At 71.1% G+C, this 17862-nt stretch carries 11 protein-coding genes; 2 read left to right on the top strand and 9 right to left on the bottom strand.

Translation table 11 applies throughout. From position 1 onward, the window contains the following. Nucleotides 1-108 precede the first annotated feature (108 nt). On the bottom strand, nucleotides 109-2121 hold the full coding sequence (locus tag ACWEFB_RS12220; RefSeq protein WP_452284840.1) for a glycosyltransferase: 2013 nt from the start codon (nucleotides 2119-2121) through the stop codon (nucleotides 109-111). A gap of 359 nt (nucleotides 2122-2480) precedes the next feature. On the opposite strand from ACWEFB_RS12220, the gene ACWEFB_RS12215 reads away from it, so the two are divergent. After that, nucleotides 2481-4085, top strand: a complete 1605-nt coding sequence (locus ACWEFB_RS12215; RefSeq protein WP_452284838.1) for a glycosyltransferase — start codon at nucleotides 2481-2483, stop codon at nucleotides 4083-4085. A gap of 129 nt (nucleotides 4086-4214) precedes the next feature. Here the strand turns inward: ACWEFB_RS12215 and ACWEFB_RS12210 are convergent, their stop codons facing one another. The 6 genes from ACWEFB_RS12210 to ACWEFB_RS12185 all read right to left on the bottom strand — a co-directional run bounded on the left by ACWEFB_RS12210 (nucleotide 4215) and on the right by ACWEFB_RS12185 (nucleotide 14027). After that, nucleotides 4215-6581 carry a glycosyltransferase gene (locus ACWEFB_RS12210; protein ID WP_452284836.1) on the bottom strand — a complete coding sequence of 789 codons (2367 nt, stop codon included), beginning with the start codon at nucleotides 6579-6581 and terminating at the stop codon, nucleotides 4215-4217. A 23-nt stretch (nucleotides 6582-6604) separates the two neighbouring features. Beyond that, nucleotides 6605-8794, bottom strand: coding sequence for a bifunctional glycosyltransferase/CDP-glycerol:glycerophosphate glycerophosphotransferase (locus ACWEFB_RS12205; RefSeq protein WP_452284834.1), 2190 nt, complete (start codon nucleotides 8792-8794; stop codon nucleotides 6605-6607). Continuing rightward, nucleotides 8791-10788 (bottom strand): DUF5941 domain-containing protein, encoded by a 1998-nt coding sequence (locus ACWEFB_RS12200; RefSeq protein ID WP_452284832.1) that lies wholly within the window; start codon nucleotides 10786-10788, stop codon nucleotides 8791-8793. Before ACWEFB_RS12200 ends, ACWEFB_RS12205 begins: the two co-directional genes overlap by 4 nt. Then, the gene (locus tag ACWEFB_RS12195; RefSeq protein ID WP_326561290.1) at nucleotides 10785-11531 is read right to left on the bottom strand and encodes an ABC transporter ATP-binding protein; all 747 of its coding nucleotides are present in this window, start codon (nucleotides 11529-11531) and stop codon (nucleotides 10785-10787) included. Before ACWEFB_RS12195 ends, ACWEFB_RS12200 begins: the two co-directional genes overlap by 4 nt. Next, nucleotides 11531-12343, bottom strand: coding sequence for an ABC transporter permease (locus ACWEFB_RS12190; protein ID WP_326561291.1), 813 nt, complete (start codon nucleotides 12341-12343; stop codon nucleotides 11531-11533). Before ACWEFB_RS12190 ends, ACWEFB_RS12195 begins: the two co-directional genes overlap by 1 nt. Before the next feature lie 289 nt (nucleotides 12344-12632). Further along, nucleotides 12633-14027: an L-serine ammonia-lyase gene (locus tag ACWEFB_RS12185; RefSeq protein ID WP_452284829.1), complete on the bottom strand. Its 1395-nt coding sequence runs from the start codon at nucleotides 14025-14027 to the stop codon at nucleotides 12633-12635. 238 nt (nucleotides 14028-14265) lie between these two features. Here ACWEFB_RS12185 and ACWEFB_RS12180 point away from each other — a divergent pair, with 238 nt between their 5' ends. Next, nucleotides 14266-14472, top strand: coding sequence for a PspC domain-containing protein (locus ACWEFB_RS12180; RefSeq protein WP_326561293.1), 207 nt, complete (start codon nucleotides 14266-14268; stop codon nucleotides 14470-14472). 73 nt (nucleotides 14473-14545) lie between these two features. On the opposite strand, the gene ACWEFB_RS12175 is transcribed toward ACWEFB_RS12180, so the two are convergent. Together ACWEFB_RS12175 and ACWEFB_RS12170 are read right to left on the bottom strand one after the other, a co-directional pair. Next, nucleotides 14546-16522, bottom strand: a complete 1977-nt coding sequence (locus tag ACWEFB_RS12175) for an arabinofuranosyltransferase (protein ID WP_452284827.1) — start codon at nucleotides 16520-16522, stop codon at nucleotides 14546-14548. 7 nt (nucleotides 16523-16529) lie between these two features. Then, entirely contained in the window at nucleotides 16530-17774 is a 1245-nt protein-coding gene (locus ACWEFB_RS12170) for a glycosyltransferase family 2 protein (protein ID WP_326561295.1), read from the bottom strand. Nucleotides 17775-17862 lie beyond the last annotated feature (88 nt).

Below are 17862 nucleotides of genomic sequence, written 5' to 3'. Positions count from 1 at the left end.
CTCGCTCGCAAAAGGACTCTGCTAGCCCGTACGCGGACCCCGCCGGCCCGGCCGTTGGGTCCCGCGCGTGGCGACCCGGCCACACCGACCGGTACGCATAGACGCTGGTCAGCGCCGGTGTGTCACCCACGGTTCGGTGTCCTGGTCGACCCCCAGCCCGGTCAGCCCGGTGAGGCTGGACTCGGTCCCGAACTCCCGGTGCCGGGGCAGGCCGGACCACTGCATCCCGGCGCCGCGCAGGAAATATTCCAGACCCGGATCCCAGGTGTGGCCGTCCGAGCGGCGCTGGTAGACGTAACCGAGCGGGTGGGTCCGGTAGATCAGGCCACCGGAACGGCGTACCCGGTCGAGCAGTCCCCGGTCGATCGAGCGCGGCACCGGACGCCAGCCGCCGACCTGCTCCAGGTCGCCCCGGCTGATCAGCATCGTGCCGCCGGCGACCACCGAGATGTACTCCTCGGCGAGGCCGACGTCCCGGCGGACGGTGGTGTCCAGGGTCTGCAGGTAGACGAACTCCGCACCCTTGCCGACCAGGGTCGCGCCCGAATAGTGCCGGGCCAGCACCAGATCCCAGACGTGTTCCGGGCCGTACGTGTCGTCGTCGTCGAACTTCGTCACCAGGCTGCCCCGGGCGCGGGCGGTGGCGGCACCGATCGCCTCACCGAAACCGTGCTCCGGCGGCAGCGTCATGATCTCGATCGGCCGGGAATTGCGGGCCACCCGGGCGCGCAACTCCGCCGGCAGCTCGACGCCGTGCAGGCAGAGCACGATCTCCAGATTCGGGTACGTCTGGTTCTCGATCGCGTTGACCGCCTCGATCACGTGCTGGAGACGCTTCGTCACCAGCAACGCGCTCACCGACGGGACCGCCGTCAGGCTCGGGAACGTGGTGGCGGCCAGCCGGGGCAACGTGAACCCGCTGGCGTGCAGCCGCATCGCCGACCGGCGCAGCGCGACCGCGCGTACCTCCCACTCCAGGTCGTCGTCGCTGCGGGCGGGCAGGTCCTCACGCAGCGCGTCGCGTACCTCGTCGGCCAGGTGCACCCCGACCTCGTCCGGCAGCCCTGGTACGTGCACCAGCAGCCCGGCCAGGACCAGGTGCACCAGGAACGCGGCCTCGGCGACCGGATGCCGGGCCGGAACCCGGGCGCAGTGCACCACCCCGGTCGAGACCAGCGCCGCGAGCGCCTCCTCGCCGAACCACGGCCGGTCGATCCGGCCCTCGCAGAGCGGACCGTCCGGGCCGGTGAGCCGGTAACCCCAACCGTCCTCGGCGTCGGTGAAGGTCAACTCGGCCCGGCCGGCGGACCGGCCGAACGGGCCGTAGCGGTGTTGCACCACCGAACGTTCGAGGTCGACCAGGACCGTCGCCGGCCGGGAGGCGGCGCCGGCACCGTACGGGTTGGCGGCGAGGGTGGTCGCGTACAGGTCGGCCGGGGTGGGTGCGGCCACCGCGGAGTCGACCACCTCGACGACGCTGGTCTCGGTGACGGCCGGCTGCTCCAGCGGCCGGGGCTCACCACTGGCGGTCAGCACCAGGTCATGGGCCCGGATGTCGTTGTTCTCCGGCAGCGCCCCGGAGACCACGGCGGTGTTCTGTCCCCCGCCGAGCCAGGCCGGCAGTACGTCCTGGGCGGTCACGTCGGCGCTCGCCGGCTGCGGCAACGCCCGGACCGGGGTGAACAGCGGGATGACCGCGGCGAGTACGGAGCGTAGCGGGGTCGACCAGCGCACCTCGATGTCGACCATCGCCCGACCCTCACCGGTACGCGGGAACCGGGTCCGGTGCGCGAGTACGTGCCGGATCGCGCCGAGCCGGCCGGACCAGCCGCCCTGCGGGATCCGCCAGGAGTCGACCACAACGGTGACCCGGCGTACGTGAACCAGTGAGAAGGGGTGGTCGAGCAGGTGCCGCAGCCAGTCGACGGACTCGGCCGCGATCGCCACCCGGCCGACCTGGTCACCGGGTCCCGGCGCCGGACGGCCGCCGGACCTGCCGGGCACCTCGGTCAGTCCGGAGCCCATCATCGCGACCGGCCAGCGCCGACGGCGCAGACCTCGCCGGTCACCGATCACCAGCCGCCAGTGGCTGTACATCTCCGGCGTGTCCTTGCTCGACAAACCCGGTCCCTCTCTGCGTCTGGTGGCGGCCGAGGGCGGGCTCGCCGCCGACAGCCTGTGACGCCGGACAGACGCCGCCACAGCCGTACTGACAACCCCGAAGATCCCACGATAGCCCGTCAAAAGCGTACGCGCCGAGTTGCCCGCAAGCCCGTAGGCGAACCGGTTCGGCAGCTCATCCGATGTGCACGGGGTGCTCCGGGCCGGTTACGTTCGGGTCGGCGGGGCGCTCTCGAACCGGTGGACGGGCGGCTCCGACCGGCGAGCACCGCCCGGTACGGCGGTTGCACATCGTTAGACTGTGGTTCGTGTCGAGCCGGAATCGTGTCCCATCGGATGTGCACCCACATCAGGTCAAGTTGGTCCGCAACGATTGGAGCCCGCTCAAGCCAGGCGAAATAGGCGAGTGGCAGCCGACGAGGTCGGTCTCGGTCGTTATCCCCGCGTACAACTGCCAGGAGTCGCTGAATCTCACCCTGGCCTCGCTGAGCCACCAGACGTACCCGGACCACCTGCTCGAGGTGGTCGTCGCCGACGACGGCAGTGAACCACCGATCGAACTGCCGAAGATCCGCCCGACCAACTGCCGGATCGTCCGGGTCCCGGACCACTCCACCGGTTGGGGCCGATCCAACGCCCTGCACGTCGGTGCGATCAACAGCGAAGGCGAGATCCTGCACTGGCTCGACGCCGACATGGTCGTCTTCCCGGAGCACGTCGAGGCCCAGGTCCGCTGGCACCACGTATCCGAAGAGGCGGTCACTCTCGGTTACAAGAGGTTCGTGGCGAGCGACTTCCCGACGCCGGAGGAGGTCTCCGAGCGGGCCGTGGCCGGGACCCTCGACAAGCTCTACCGGATCCAGGACACCGAGCCGCACGACTACGTCGAGAAGCTGATCAACGACACCGACCAGCTCCGGGGCGGTGACCACCTCAACTTCCGGGCCCACGTCGGCGCGACCGCCGCGCTCACCCGCACCCTCTACCTCGCCGCCGGTGGCCTCAACACCGAACTGCGGCTGGGCGAGGACACCGAGTTCGGCTACCGGCTGACCCAGCTCGGCGCCGTTCTCATCCCCGAGCCACGGGCCGGGAGCTGGCACATGGGTGCCACCCACATGATGACCAAGGGCGACGCGCTGCGCCGCTACAACCACCCGTACCTGGCCGAACTGATGCCCCACCCGCGCTACCTGCGACCGGCCGCGAACCGGTCCTGGGCGGTCCCGCTGATCACCGCCGTGGTCCAGGCCGAGGGGTCGTTCGAACTGGTACGCGCCTGCGTCGACCGGCTCCTCGCCGGGGACCAGACCGACCTGCGGGTCAAGCTGGTGGCGGACTGGGACGCGATCGACGACAACCGTCGGTCCGTACTCGCCGATCCGCTGCTCGACCGGCGGCTGCTCCAGGTCACCTACCGGTCCGAGTCCCGGGTCGAACTCGTACGCCAGGCGCCGGAGACCGTCTTCCCGTCCCCGTTCCTGCTGAACGTCCCGCCGCACCTCGGGGTGGACGTCAACACCGTACGGCGGATGGTGGCGGAGGCCGACGAGTGGCAGGCCGGCCTGGTCCGGTTGCTGCCCACCGGGGCGACATCGCCGGCCGAGGCGCTGGCCCTGTGGCGTACCTCCGCCCTGAGTCGCGCCCAGCGCGTACGCCGACCGGGCGAGCAGCTCGACAAGGTGGTGGCGGAGGTGGCCGGCGAGCGCTGGGTCAGCGGTGACGAGTTCGGGGTGGTCAACCTCGCCCTGCTCTCCCCCGCCGGTCTGACCTCGCCCCGACCCCGGTTGGTCCAGCCGTCCGGCAAGCGCGCCCGCCGGTCGTACAGCGACACCGAGACCATCCCCGTCGGCGGCGTACGCTCCCTGGCCAACGCCACCCGCTTCGTCGCCCGCCAGGCCGCCATCGGCGTAGCCCGCAAAGTCCGCCGCCGCGTAACCCGCCCCACCCCACCGTCGAACTAACCCCCAGCCCCACCCTGCCGACGATCTTGCAGTTGTGGCGCCCAAGATGCGCGAGTAGTCGCATTTGTGCACCACCACAACTGCAAGATCGTCGCGTTCATAGGGGCGGGGGGTGGGGAGGGGTGGGGGCTAGGTGAGGGGGGTGAGGCGGATTGCTTCTCGTTCTCGGTCGGGGAGGAGTTCGAGGCGGCGGCCCGCGACCGCGACGTCGCGGGGGAGGGAGCGGCGGGCGGCGACGTCGAAGGGGAGGTCGACGGGGGGTGCGTCGGCTCCCTGCCGGTAGAGCAGGAGCCAGTCGCCGTCCGGGAGGGCGGTCGCACCGGCGACCGGGATCCGTACCCGCCAGCCGGCGGAGACCTCGGCCGGCAGTTCGAGATCGGGCGGGAGGACCTCGTTCGGGTCCGCGCCGGTGCGCTGGCGCAGCACGATCCGCAGGTCACCCCAGTCGTGCTGACCGCCGGGCAGCTCACCGAGGAACGACAGCATGCCGTCGGCCAGTTCGGCGGCATGCACCACCGGACCCGGCGGCAGCACCCGCACCGCCAGGATCTCGTCGTCGGTCGGGCGGGCGAGCACCTCCACCTCGCCGACGGTCTGCCGGGCACCGGTGAAGCCGGCGGCCACCGGCAGTTCCCACGCCCCGCCGTCCGGGTCGGCGTAGGCCACCCGCCACCCGGCGCCCACCTCGCCGACCAGGGGTGACCAGTGCGCCAACCCGGCGGCGGTCACCAGCTCAGCAACCGGAATCCGTGCCGTCCACCCCACCCCGCACGGCCCCGCCCCGGCACCGACTCCAACCGACGCCGCCTCGACCGAACCGCCGTCGGCCGGCTCCACCGGGTACGAACGCCAGAGCACCCCTGCGGTACGGGCCAGCCGCAGCGTCGCCCCCGCCGGACGGCTCAGCGCCCGCCCCTCGACCAGCAGGGTGTTGCCGTCGATCCGGGTGCCGGTGACCCACGCCTGCGGCCGTTCCACCCGCAGCCGCAACCCGGCGCGGTGCGGGTACGGAACCACCCGTACCCCGTCGGCGACCCAGCGGGCGGGCAGCGCCGGCCGGGCGTCGCCGAGGCCGAGGGTGCGCCGCTGCGGTCCACCGGGATTGACCAACGCCACGTTGAAGACCCACTCGCCGGCCCGCCACCCGTCCCGCCCCGTCAACCGGCGCGGGTCGACCACGGCGGAGAACCCGGACCAGCCGTACGGCACCGAACTGGGCGCCTCGGCCACCCGACGGGGACGGCTCGGCAGGCGCAGGATCCGGCGCCGACCGGTCGCCTCACGCAGCCAGAACACCCGAGCCGAGGCCCACGGTTGGGCCGCCCCACGGGCCACGTCGTAGGCCAGGCCGCGTACGTGCAGCCGCCCGTCGACCCAGCGCGCCTCGTGCACCTCGGTCCGCACCCCCGGGCCGAGCTGGAACAGTCGACGGGGTGCGGCCGGGTGACCGGCGTCGAGCAGCGGCAACCGGAGGTAACGCCCGCCGCCCCGGCGTACCACCGGCGGGGTGGCGTCGAGCCGGCTGGCCGCCACCACCTCGACCACCTCCGGCAGGGCCCGTGCGCGGGCCAGGTGCCAGGCCACCCGCAGCCGCGCCACCAGCCGGTCGAGCACCCGCTCGTCGACCCGGCTCAGGTAGTCGGTGGCCAGGTCGCGGAAACGCTCCCGGTACGCCTGGTCGACGTCCGGCAGCAGATCCAGGAAGATCCGCAGGTCGTTGACGAGCGTGGTCTCGTCGTACCAGTCCTTGAGCTTGCGGTCGAGGGCGGCGAGCGACCGGCTGGCGCTGTCCACGGCGGCGAACCGGTCGACCAGGTTGCGCACCTCGTGCTGCCGTTGGGTGATCGACAACTCGGCGCCCGGCTCACGTTGGCGCCAGTAGTAGACCGGCAGGTCGAGCACGTCCACCGACCCGGCCAACGCGTACGCGGGCACGGTCAGCGGGATGTCCTCGTAGCGCACCCCCTCCGGGAACCGGAGCCCGTGCTTGTCCCAGAACGAGCGGCGGAACACCTTGTTGCAGGCCAGCCGGTCGTAGACCAGGTTCCGCTGCGCCTTCAGGCTGGTCCGCAGGGCGGTGACCCGATGGGTGCCCCGGTGCAGCGGCGACTGCCGCAGCCCGCGCGAGGTGAGCAGGGCGACGTTGCCGGAGGCGAAGTCGGACCCGGTCTGCTCCAGCGCCCCGACCAGCAACTCCAGCGCGTACGGCGGCAGCAGGTCGTCGCTGTCCACGAAGGTCAGGTAGTCACCGGCGGCGGCCTCCACCCCGGTGTTCCGGGCGGCACCCAGTCCCCGGTTCTCCTGTCGGATCAGCCGGAACCGGTTGTCGGTGGCGGTGTACCGCTCGGCGATCTCGCCACTGTCGTCGGTGGACCCGTCGTCGACCAGGACCACGTCCAGATCCGGGTACGTCTGACCGGCGATCGAGTCGAGACACTCGACCAGGTAACTACGTACGTTGTAGATCGGTACGACGACGGTGATCAACGCGCCCAAAGCCGGCCTCCCAGGCACCCGTGTCAGCCGGGCTCGCCGAGCAGCGTACGGCGTACCACCCGCTCCGCGGCCCGGCCGTCGTCGAGCACGCAGAAGCGGACCCGGAAGTGGGCGCGGGACTTCGCCGCGGCGTCGTTGTCGACCGCACCGGCGCGGAACAGGTCCAGCAGGTCCGGGAAGCTCGTCGCGACCGCACCCGGCGGTTCGGCGGTGACGTCGAAGTAGACCCCTCGGGCGAGCCGGTACGCGTCCCAGTCCGGGGCGTAGATGACGATCGGCCGGTCCAGGGTGCCGTAGTCGAACATCGCCGACGAATAGTCCGTGACCAGGACGTCCGCGGCGAGGTAGAGGTCCTCGACGGACGGGTGGGCGCTGACGTCGCGTACCCGGCCGGAGGCGCTGACCTCGGCGGCCACGTCCCGGTCGTGGAAGTAGTGGCTGCGCATCAGCAGCCGACCGTGCGGGCCGAGCGCCTCGACGAACTCGGTCGGGTCGAACGGCGGCCGGTAACCGGGCAGGTGCTCCCGGTGGGTCGGCGCGTAGAGCACCACCAGGTCCTCGGGGGCGAACCCGAGATCGGACCGGATCGCGGCGACCTCGTCGGCGGTGGCGTTCGCGAGCCGGTCGTTGCGCGGGTAGCCGGTGTTCAACGCGACGTAGTTCGCCGGGTAGGCCCGGTCCCACATCTGGGTGGAGAAGGTGTTCGAGCTGATGCTGAAGTCCCACCGGTCGATCCGGCGCAGCAGCTTCGGGAACTCCATCCCGACCGCACCGGTCGGGTACCGCTGCTGGTCCAGCCCCATCACCTTGACCGGGGTGCCGTGGTGGGTCTGGATGTGCACCGAGCCGGGCCGCTTCACCACGAAGTCGGGGAAGTTGACGTTGTTGATCAGCCACTTCGCCCGCGCCAGCGCCCGGTAGTAGGCGGGCGTGCCGGCGACCACGTACTCCACGCCGGGCGGGAGGCTCGACACCCGGTCGCGGCGGACCACAAAAACGCCCCGGATGTGCGGAGCCAGCTCGGCGGCCTTGGCGTGGATCGCCGCCGGGTTGCAGGCGTAACCGCGGTACCAGTAGGCGGCGTACAGGGCCAGCGACCGGTCGATCGGGAGCCGCAACTGGGCCTGGTAGTAGCCGCGCAGGACCGCGTCCCGGCCGAGCCGGGCGGACCGCCGGGCCGGGGGCACCACCGCGCGTCGGGCCGCGCCGACGCCGTCGCGCAACCGGCCCCGGACCAGGTGCGCGGTACGCAGGGCGCTGAACGTACGCCACTTGCCCTCGCCCACCAGCCGGTGCTTGAGCCCCTCGGCGCCACCCGGCACCGGGTAACCGCCCGGCGGCAGCCACCGCCGGTAGTCGGCGTGCATCCGGGCGAAGAACGCCGGCCGCAACTTCGGCCCGATCCGGTCCCCGTTGCCGAGGATGGTCAGGTAGTGCCAGATCATCCGCCGGAAGAGCACCGGGCGCAGGTCGTCGACCCGGGGTGACCACTCGTCCACCAGCTCGAACACCCGCTGCCAGTGCGGGAAGACCTCGAAGTGCCGGTCCCCCTGGGTACGGGTGATCGCGCCGGACCGGCGCTGCCGGTAGTTCACGCAGACCAGGTCGAGCACGCTGATCCGCTCCGCCGCCAGCACCAGCGGGTACGTGAACGACACGTCCTCGTACCAGCCGGGGCCGAACCGGAGCCCGAGGTCGACCAGGAAGTCCCGCCGGACCAGCTTGTTCCAGGCGGTGTGCAGCAGACCGATGAGTTCCGGCCGTTGGCGCAGGCTGAACGTGGTCGGACCGGGCGAGGTCGGGAACACTTCCCGCATCGCGCTGCCGAGGACCGCGTTGTCCCAGTACGACCGGACGTGGTCGACGATCAACAGCTCCGGGGAGGTTTCCCGCAGTCGCCGGGCCACCGTCGGCAGGCAGTCGGGGGCGAGCCAGTCGTCGCTGTCGACGAACCAGACGTACTCGCCGGTGGCGCGGTCGAGGCCGATGTTGCGCGCCTCGCCCAGGCCGACGTTCTCCGGCAGCGACACCACGGTCAGCCGGGGATCGCGGGCGGCGTACTCGGCGAAGATCTCACCGCTGCTGTCCGGGGAGCGGTCGTCGACCCCGATCACCTCGATGTCGGTGAACGGCTGCCCGAGAATCGAGTCGAGGCATTCCCGCAGGTAGCCCTCGACCTTGTAGGCCGGCACGACAAAGCTGATCAGGGTCATCGGTTCCGCTCCTCCCCGGCCGCCATGGCGGCCCGGCCGTCGACACCGTGCCCGGCACCGGGCGTACGGCGGGCCGGTGCGGCCGGCAGCATCCACCCGCTGACCGCGCCCAGGGTCAGGATCACGAAGAGGTACCCGGCCAGCGTCGCTTCACCCGCGGCGGCGACTCCCGCCAGCACCACCGCCACCAGCAGCAACAGCCGCCCGTCCCAGCCCAGGCCGTACTGCCGCAACTCGGGCGCCGCGCCCCGTTTCTCCAGCCGGGCGGTCAGGTCGTAGTGGTGCAACGCCAGCACAAAAAGCAGTGCGAAGGTCACCGGACCGGGAACGCCGGCAGCCACGTCGATGGCGATGACAAACAGGTACTCGGCGGCCCGGAGGGCTGCCGGCACCAGCCAGTCCAGCGGCCGGTTGTGCGACCTGCCGGCCGGCAGCCCGGCGGCGAGTACGGCCACCAACCCGGTCGCGGCCACCGCGACGCGTACCCCGGTGTCACCCAGTCCGGCCAGCGCCAGCCCCAGCAGGGTCGCGCTGGCGGCGACCGCCAGCACACCGAGCGGCAGCGGTCCGGCCCAGCCGGGCAGCCGGCGGCCGAGGGTGCCGAGCCAGCCGGCGATCGGACCGTCGTCGCGGTAGAGCGCGGTGTCGACCCGACCCAGCACCGAGACCCGCATCGACCGGGCCCGCACCGTACGCAGCGCCAACGTGTACGCCGCCGCCAGCCCGCCCCAGACCAGGACCGCGACCAGGCTCACCAGCGGGTTGAACAGGGCCACGGTCAGCGCGATCAGCGCCCACCGCTCACCGATCGGGAAAACAACGGTCCGCTTGAGCCAGTACGACAGCGAACCCGTGTCGGCCTGCACCCGGTTCGATGCCTGGCTGAGCCGGCCACCGAGCCCTCCACCGGACGCCCCGGACGGATTCGGGCGGCGGGCGGCCTCGTCGTGCAGGGCGCCGTACCAGGTGTCGGTCATGTGCCTGGCCGTCTGGAGGGTCAGCGCGGCGATCGCCAGCGTCCAGCCGTTGCCGAGTCCGGCCCGGTCGACACCGACCGCCAGACCGGCGTAGACGACGTACTCCTTCGCCCGGTCGGCCATCGTGTCCAGCCAACCACCCCAGGGGCTGAACTGCCGGGTGTACCTGGCCAGTTGCCCGTCCACGCAGTCGAGGACGAAGCCGAGGTAGAGCAGGATCGCGCCGAGCACCGCCGCCCACCGGGCGCCGTACCCGAACAGGGCGGCGGCGGCCAGGGCGAACAGCACCGACAGCGCGGTCACCCCGGTCGGGCCGAGCCCGACCCGGGCGGACAACTTCGTGACGTACGGCGACCAGGTGCTGACGAAGTACGTGGTGAAGAAGTCGTCCTTCTCCTTGACCGACAACCGCAGCTCGGCCTTGTCCTCGTCGACCGAGCCGATGGCCGACACGGCCTCGTTGATGCTCTCGGCGTCGGTGGCGCGGTGGGCGACGAGCAGGCGTACCCGATGGGTGAAGATCGTGGCGTCGGTGCCGGTCAGGGCCGTGAACACCCGGTCCGGCGCGGATCCCGGGCCGGCCTGCCGGGCGGCGGCGGCGAGGGCCGGAAGGTCCTCGACCCCGACCCGGACCGCCCCGCCGAAGGTGCCGGTCGCGTCGGTGAACCGGCCGGCGTCGAGGCCGGCGGCGACCACCTGGCCGCGTTCCTCCCGGAGCACCGCCTGACCGGTCGCGGCGGGATCGGTCAGCACCAGCGCCACGGTCGGGCCGACCGGGCTGGTGTTGAGGTGGCGCAGGACCGCGGCGTGCGCGACCAGGTCGTCCGCGCAGAGCAGGACCGGCTCGGTGGCGTGTTCGGCCAGCGTGGCGACCTCGGTCGGGTCGGCGGTGACCACGACCTGCCGGGCACCGGCCCGGCCCAACTGGTCGCGCAGCCGGTCGACCGGCGGTACGCCGTCGACCGGCTGGGCCTGACCGGGGTACGCGGAACGGGTGAGGATGACGGCCAGCGTCACGTCCGGACCACGTTGTTGTACGCGTCGAGCGCCTCGCGGACAGTGCCGTCGATCTCCAGCTTGCCGGCGTTGAAGTAGAGCCCCCGGTTGCAGAACCGGGTCAGGTCGCTCTCGTTGTGCGAGACCAGCACCAGCGAACGCCCCTCACCGAGCATCCGCTCGATGGTGGTGTAGCACTTCTTCCGGAACTCGGTGTCGCCGACCGCCATCACCTCGTCCATCAGCAGGATCGGGTGTTGCAGGTGGGAGATGACCGAGAACCCCAGCCGGACCTTCATACCGGACGAGTAGTGCCGTACCGGGGTGTCGATCGCCTTCTCCACCTGATCACCGGCGAACGAGACGATGTCGTCGAAGTGGGTCTTCAGGTACTGCGAGCTGAGCCCGTGCAGGGACCCGACCAGGTGCACGTTCTCCCGGCCGGTGAGGTCGTTGGAGAACCCGGCGGAGAGCTCCAGCAGGGGCGCCACCTCACCGCGTACGGCGATCGTGCCCTCGTCCTGGATCAGCACCCCGGCGATCAGCCGGAGCAGGGTGCTCTTGCCGGTGCCGTTCTTGCCGATGACGCCGACCGCGTCACCCGCCTGTACCTCGAACGACACGTTGCGCAGCGGCCAGAACTCGTTCGCCTTCGGCTGCCGCCCGCCCCGGTGGATGAACATCTCCCGCAGGCGCAGCTGACGCCGCCGGCCGCGGACGAACTGGATGCCGAGGTTGTGCGCCTCGATGATCGGCTTGCTCACTACAGCTCCTTGAGCACGGCGGGCTCGAGCCGGCGGAAGACCCACCAGCCGCCGAAGAACAGCACCAGGCTGCCGACCACCGAGGTGGCGAGCAGTCCGGCGTCGGGGAATTCCGACGGGTACCAGATGGCGCGGAACAGCTCGAAGATGCCGACCAGCGGGTTCAGCTCGTAGATCGTCTTCACCCAGCCCGGCATGCCGGACTCCTGGACGAGCTGCAACGGGTAGATGATCGGGGTCCCGTAGAAGAGCAGCCGGGTGAACAGCCGCATCAGCCGGTCCACGTCCCGCAGCAGCACGTTCAGCGACGACAGCAGCAGCGCGACGCCGGTGAGCAGGATGGTCTGCAACAGCACCGCCAGCGGCAGCGACAGAAGTTCCCAGCCGAAGTGCAGTTCACCGAAGTACGCGGCGAGCACGACCAGTACCGGCAGGCCGGCGACGTACTCGGCGAACCGGCCGATCACCCGCCCGATCGGGAAGACCTCGCGGGGCACCTTCATTGTGGTGATCAACCGGGCCTGGCCGGTCAGCGCACTGGTGGCCTCGCTGATCGCGGAGTTCGTCCACATCCAGGCGAAGATGCCGGTCACCAGGAACAGCGGGTACGAGTCCTTCGCCGGGCCGGCGTGGTTGCTGGTGCCGTAGAGCACACCGAAGACGAACCAGTAGATGGCCCCCATGGCGAGCGGCTCGAGCAACGACCAGAAATAGCCGAGGAACGACTGCTGGTACTTGACCGCCAGGTCCCGGCGAACCAGCAGCCGTAGCGCGTTGCGATGGCTCCACACACCCGCGACGCTCGTTGTCATGGCCGCCTTCCCGAACCGGAAAATGATCGAGGGCGGCTGCGCCGGAAGGACCCACCGACGCGTCCGGTACGGATCACGTGACGACCTCTCCCGGTCACCGTCCGCGACCGCCCTAACAGCTATTGTGCTCCCGCGTCTCGTGCCGGAATCTCGGACACGGCACCCGGACCGCGGCTGCGGGCCCCGCCAGGGCGGGCCGCTGACGCGCCATAGGTTAGCAGTCGGTCAGCACGCTCGGTAGGCGGTGCCGGGCCTGCGCGAGCGCTGCTGAGCGCGGATCCATCAACCCTCAGCACTCGATGACATTGACCGCCAGCCCACCCCGCGCGGTCTCCTTGTACTTGACCTTCATGTCCGCACCGGTCTCCCGCATGGTCTTGATGACCTTGTCCAGGGAGACCGTGTGTACGCCGTCCCCGCGCAGCGCCAGCCGGGCCGCGGTGATCGCCTTGATGCTCGCCACCGCGTTCCGCTCGATGCACGGGATCTGCACCAGCCCGCCGACCGGGTCACAGGTCAGGCCGAGGTTGTGCTCCATCCCGATCTCGGCCGCGTTCTCCACCTGGGCCGGGGTCCCGCCCAGTGCCTCGGCCAGCCCGGCCGCCGCCATCGAGCAGGCCGATCCGACCTCGCCCTGGCAGCCGACCTCGGCCCCGGAGATCGAGGCGTTCTCCTTGAACAGCACCCCGATCGCCGCCGCGGCGAGCATGAAACGGACCACACCGTCCGGCGACGCGGTGGCGACGAACCGGGTGTAGTAGTGCAGCACCGCCGGGATGATGCCGGCGGCCCCGTTGGTCGGCGCGGTGACCACCCGGCCGCCGGAGGCGTTCTCCTCGTTCACCGCGAGCGCGAACAGGGTGACCCAGTCCATCACCCGCAGCGGGTCCTCCGACCCTCCGGTCCCCGACCAGCCGGCCCCGCGTTCGGTCGCCAGGGACCGCCGCAGCTCGGCCGCCCGCCGGCGCACCTTGAGACCGCCCGGTAGCACCCCGTCACGGTGGCTGCCCCGCTCGACGCACTCCTGCATCACCCGCCAGATCTCCAGCAGGCCGGTACGGATCTCGTCCGCCCCGCGCCGGGCGCGCTCGTTGGCGAACATCACCCCGCTGATCGAGAGCCCGGTCTCCTCGGTCACCTTGAGTAGTTCCGCCCCCGTGCTGAACGGGTACGGCACCCGAGTCGGGTCCGGCTTGATCCGGTCGGCACCGGCCGCCGCCTCGTCGACCACAAAACCGCCGCCGACCGAGTAGTACGTCCGGTCCCGTACCGCCTCACCGGTCTCGTCGTACGCGGTGAAGGTCATCCCGTTCGGGTGGAACGGCAGCGATCGGCGGCGGTGCAGCACCAGGTCACGGGCCGGATCGAAGTCGATGGTGTGCGCACCGAGTACGGCCAGCCGCCCGGTCTCCCGGATCTCGGCCACCGCCGCGTCGACCCGGTCCGGGTCCACGGTCTCGGGTGCCTCACCGGCCAGCCCGAGCAGGACCGCCCGGTCGCTGCCGTGCCCGTGACCGGTGGCGCCGAGCGAACCGAAGAGTTCGGCGTGGATCCGGGTGGTGCCGACGAGCAGTCCGTCGGCCTTGAGACCGGTGACGAACGTACGCGCCGCCCGCATCGGCCCCACCGTGTGTGAGCTGGACGGCCCGATCCCTACCGTGAACAGATCGAAGACGCTGATCATCGATCCTCCTCCCGCCGCTCGCGCTGCCGCATCCGGCTCCGTTGCCGTTGGGTCAGGCCAGCACCGAGCGGCGAGCCTACCCGTCACCCCAAGCATGCGTCCCGGGCGGCCAACCGGGGTAAGCACCTACGGGTACGGATGCGCCGAATCGCCCTCAGGGCGGAGGGCGTCGGTGGATGTCGGTTCGTACGGTGGATACAGACGCGGCGGACGGCCGCAGAGTTGGGAGACGACGACCATGAGTCGCAAACTGGTACGACCCCGGGACCACCGGATGATCGCCGGAGTCTGCGCCGGGCTGGCCCGCCGCTTCGGTCTCTCCACCGGAGTGGTCCGGCTCCTCTTCGTGCTCTCCGTGATCCTGCCCGGCCCGCAGGTGCTGCTCTACATCGCGCTGTGGATCATCATGCCGAACGAGAACGCCCAGCAGGCGTACGTCGCCTAGCAACGCCGATCGGGGCCGTACCCGGCTGGGTACGGCCCCGATTCGTGGTCCTGCTCGTGTTCCCGGGCGCCGGTCAGCGCCGGATGGCCACCACGACGTTCTGCGGCAGCTCGACGATGGTCCAGTCCGAGGTCGAGAACTGGTCCGGGGTGAACCGCAGGCTGCGCCAGGCCCAGCCGTCCGGCTGCTCGCTCAGCACGAAGACCTGGATCGGCCCGAACTCGCCGACGTTCGCCGCCTTGGCCGCGAACGCCGCCGGATCACGGGTCGAGGCGAGCTTCTCCACCTCGTCCAGCCGGTCGTCCCACCGCGACAGGGTGCTGCCGGCGGTCCGGTCGTTGTCCATGAAGCCGGGCCAGGGCAGGAACGAGAAGACCCGGTCGTCGGTGGCGAGGGTGATCGGCTGCGCCTTCGGCCCGAGTTCCCGTTCGACCGCCTGCTCGACCTCGGTGATCGGGAAGCCGGGGCGGCGACCCTCCTTCGGGGCGTAGGTCGGGTAGCCCCCACCGGGCAGCGGTTCGCTGTGCGCCATGATCGCGTACTTGCTGCCGCTCTCCGGCATCCAGGTGCTGGTGAAGCCGGCCGCGGTCCAGGCGAGCACAACGGCGAGCAGCGCCGACCCGGCCAGCCGGGGCGGGGTCAGCCGTAGCCGGCGCAGCACGATCGGGGCGAGGTGGGCGACCACGAGGATGCCGGCGACGGTGAACAGGATCCCGTAGAGGCGGGCGGTGTAGTGCATGAACCCGGTGTGCTGGGTCAGCACGTACCGGATCATCGACAGCACCCGGTAGCCGTACGCGGAGATGATCAGCAGGAGCAGCGGCCGGGCCCACCAGACCGAGCGCCACAGCCACACCAGGCCGACCAGACCGACCAGTTGCAGCAGCCCGATCGGGTTGACGTTCAGGAACGGGAACAGGTCGGAGTTCAGCGAGCCGGAGACGTACAGGTCGGAGATCGACTGTCCGCCCTTGGTGAGGGTGGCCCAGCCGAACGGCACGATGTACCAGGACGCGACCACGAACGAGACCAGCACGATCAGGCCCAGCCGACGCAGGTACGCCCACCGGTCCGGCTCGGTCCGCCAGGCGATCACGATCAGGGTGATCAGGCCGATCGCCGCGTAGACCATCCACGCCTGGTAGGTGATCACGATGAATCCGCCGAGGATGCCGGCCGGCAGCCAGTGCATCCGGCGCCGGGCCGGACGGGCGAAGACCTCCAGCGCCCACGGTACGAAGATCGCCAGGGTCACTACCTCGAACGCCTTGCGCGGGTCCGACCAGGTGATCAGTGTCAGGGCGGAGATGGCCACGGCCACCCACGGCCCGACCAGCCGGCGCCACATCAGGAACGCGGCGAGCACCGCCAGGGAGCTGAACAGCACCTCGGCGTCGGCGAGCAGTCGCCAGGCCGGCTCGTCCAGGACGACCGACGCCCGCCCGACCAGCCAGGCGTAGAACGGCGGGTACTCCGACGGAAGCCCGTGGACCAGGGTGTCGCTGGAGGCGATGGTGGTGGTGTAGCGCTCCGCCGAGGCCGACATCCGGCCCATGTCGCCGACCAGTCCGGCGAAGCCGAACGGGGTGCCGTTGAGTGCCGACCGGAGCATCAGCACGGTCCAGGCCGCGCCGAGACCGGCCGCCATCCCGGCTACCGCCTCGCCGGACCAGCGCAGGGCCAGTACGAACACCGCGATGATCAGCAGGAACGCCGCCGCGAGCGGGATGGTGGACGCGCCCGCCGAGAACGGGTTCCGGTCGATCAGCCGGGGGATGAGGATCGCGACCGGGGTCGCCACGAGCCAGGTGAGTACGGCCACCGTGCCGCCGTTGCCCAGCCAGCCCGGCACCCGGCGACCCGTGGTCGCCGGCGCGTCGGTGGTGGTGGTGGTGGTCGCGGCGGTCCCGGCCGGCTCGACGGCTGCCGTCGAGTCGGCCGCGTTGCGGTCTTCGGTTGACACGTTCGCCTCGGGTGACTCGTCGGCCTGGTCCGGCCGAGCGGGGCCGGCCGGCTTGGCCGACCCGTCGGGCGTGGTCTGCAGCGTCACGGCGTACTCAGCCGCGGGCCGAGGCGAGGTCGCTGTCGGTGCGCGCGTCGTCGACCGGGGTGACGGCGGCGTTCACGCTCGGGCTGACCCGGCGCAGGTTGAGCAGGCTGGCGAAGAGGCCGGAGAAGAGGACCGTCACGCCCAGGCCGATCACCGTGGACGAGGGAAGCACCACCCGCAGGGTCTCGGCGAGGTTCTGCTCACCGAAGCCGCTGGCTCCCCAGGCGGTGACGGCGAGAATCGACCCGGCCAGCCCGAGCAGGATCAGGAACAGCCCGGCGGCGGTGCAGGTCTCGAACCGTACCCACCTGCCCCACCAGGCCACCTGGTCCTGGTTGGTGATCCCCTCGGTGTGCCCGTAGAGCAGCGCGAAGACCCCGAAGAGCAGTAGTTGCGCACCGCTCAGTACGGCCAAACAGGTGTAGACCATGGTGCTGATGTCGAAGCCGACCCCGGCCACCTGCAGCGGCCCGAAGGAGAGCGTCGCGGTGCCGAGCAGACCGAGCACGAACAGCACCAGCCCCGGCCAGATCAGTGTCTTGCGGGGGGCGAAGACCAGCAGGAAGCGCAGGTGACGCCAGCCGTCCCGCCAGGTACGCAGGTGCGGCGGGCGGCTGCGGCCGTCCTTCTGGAGCGTGGTCGGCACCTCGACGATGTCGTACTTGTTGAGGGCGGCCCGGACCACCAGCTCGGAGGCGAACTCCATGCCCGGCATGCAGAGCTGCAGTTCGCGGATGCGGTCCCGGTTGAAGCCCCGGATGCCGCAGTGGAAGTCGCCGACGTTGCGCAGCCCGAACAGCCGGCGCCCCAGCCAGGACAGCACCGGGTTGCCCAGGTAGCGGTGCAGCGGCGGCATCGCACCCTTGGCGATGCCGCCACGGAACCGGTTGCCCATGACCAGGTCGTGCCCGGCGCGCAGTTCACGGATGAACGGCTCAAGACCGGACAGATCGTACGAGTCGTCCGCGTCGCCCATGATGATGTACTTGCCGCGGGCCTGCTCGATGCCGTTGAGCAGGGCGCCGCCGTAACCACGGATGGGGGCGTGTGACACCCGCGCCCCCGCCCGGGTGGCGATCTCCTGCGAACCGTCGGTGGACCCGTTGTCGCTGACCAGCACCTCGCCCACCACGCCGAGTTCGGCCAGAGCCCGGACAGCTTTGGTGACGCAGATCTCCAACGTCTCTGCCTCGTTCAGGCAGGGCAGCAGGACGGTAACCTCGATCTCGTCTCCGGCAACAGAAAGTGCCACAGGCGTTTCTCCCGATTCGATTTCTCGGTGTGTCGATTGGCGAGGGGCCGGCGGCGAGGGCAGCGCGGTGCTCCGTCGGCCGCCTTCT

The sequence above is a fragment of the Micromonospora sp. NPDC004704 genome (assembly GCF_053601675.1).
The sequence above is the reverse complement of the archived record's forward strand: the minus strand, read 5'-3'. Positions and strand labels throughout refer to the sequence as shown.

Bases quoted from the DNA above. Each gene is read 5' to 3' on its own strand.
- ACWEFB_RS12205 (WP_452284834.1), bottom strand. From the start codon at position 8,794: ATGACCCTGATCAGCTTTGTCGTGCCGGCCTACAAGGTCGAGGGCTAC.
- ACWEFB_RS12190 (WP_326561291.1), bottom strand. From the start codon at position 12,343: ATGACAACGAGCGTCGCGGGTGTGTGGAGCCATCGCAACGCGCTACGG.
- ACWEFB_RS12185 (WP_452284829.1), bottom strand. From the start codon at position 14,027: ATGATCAGCGTCTTCGATCTGTTCACGGTAGGGATCGGGCCGTCCAGC.
- ACWEFB_RS12180 (WP_326561293.1), top strand. From the start codon at position 14,266: ATGAGTCGCAAACTGGTACGACCCCGGGACCACCGGATGATCGCCGGA.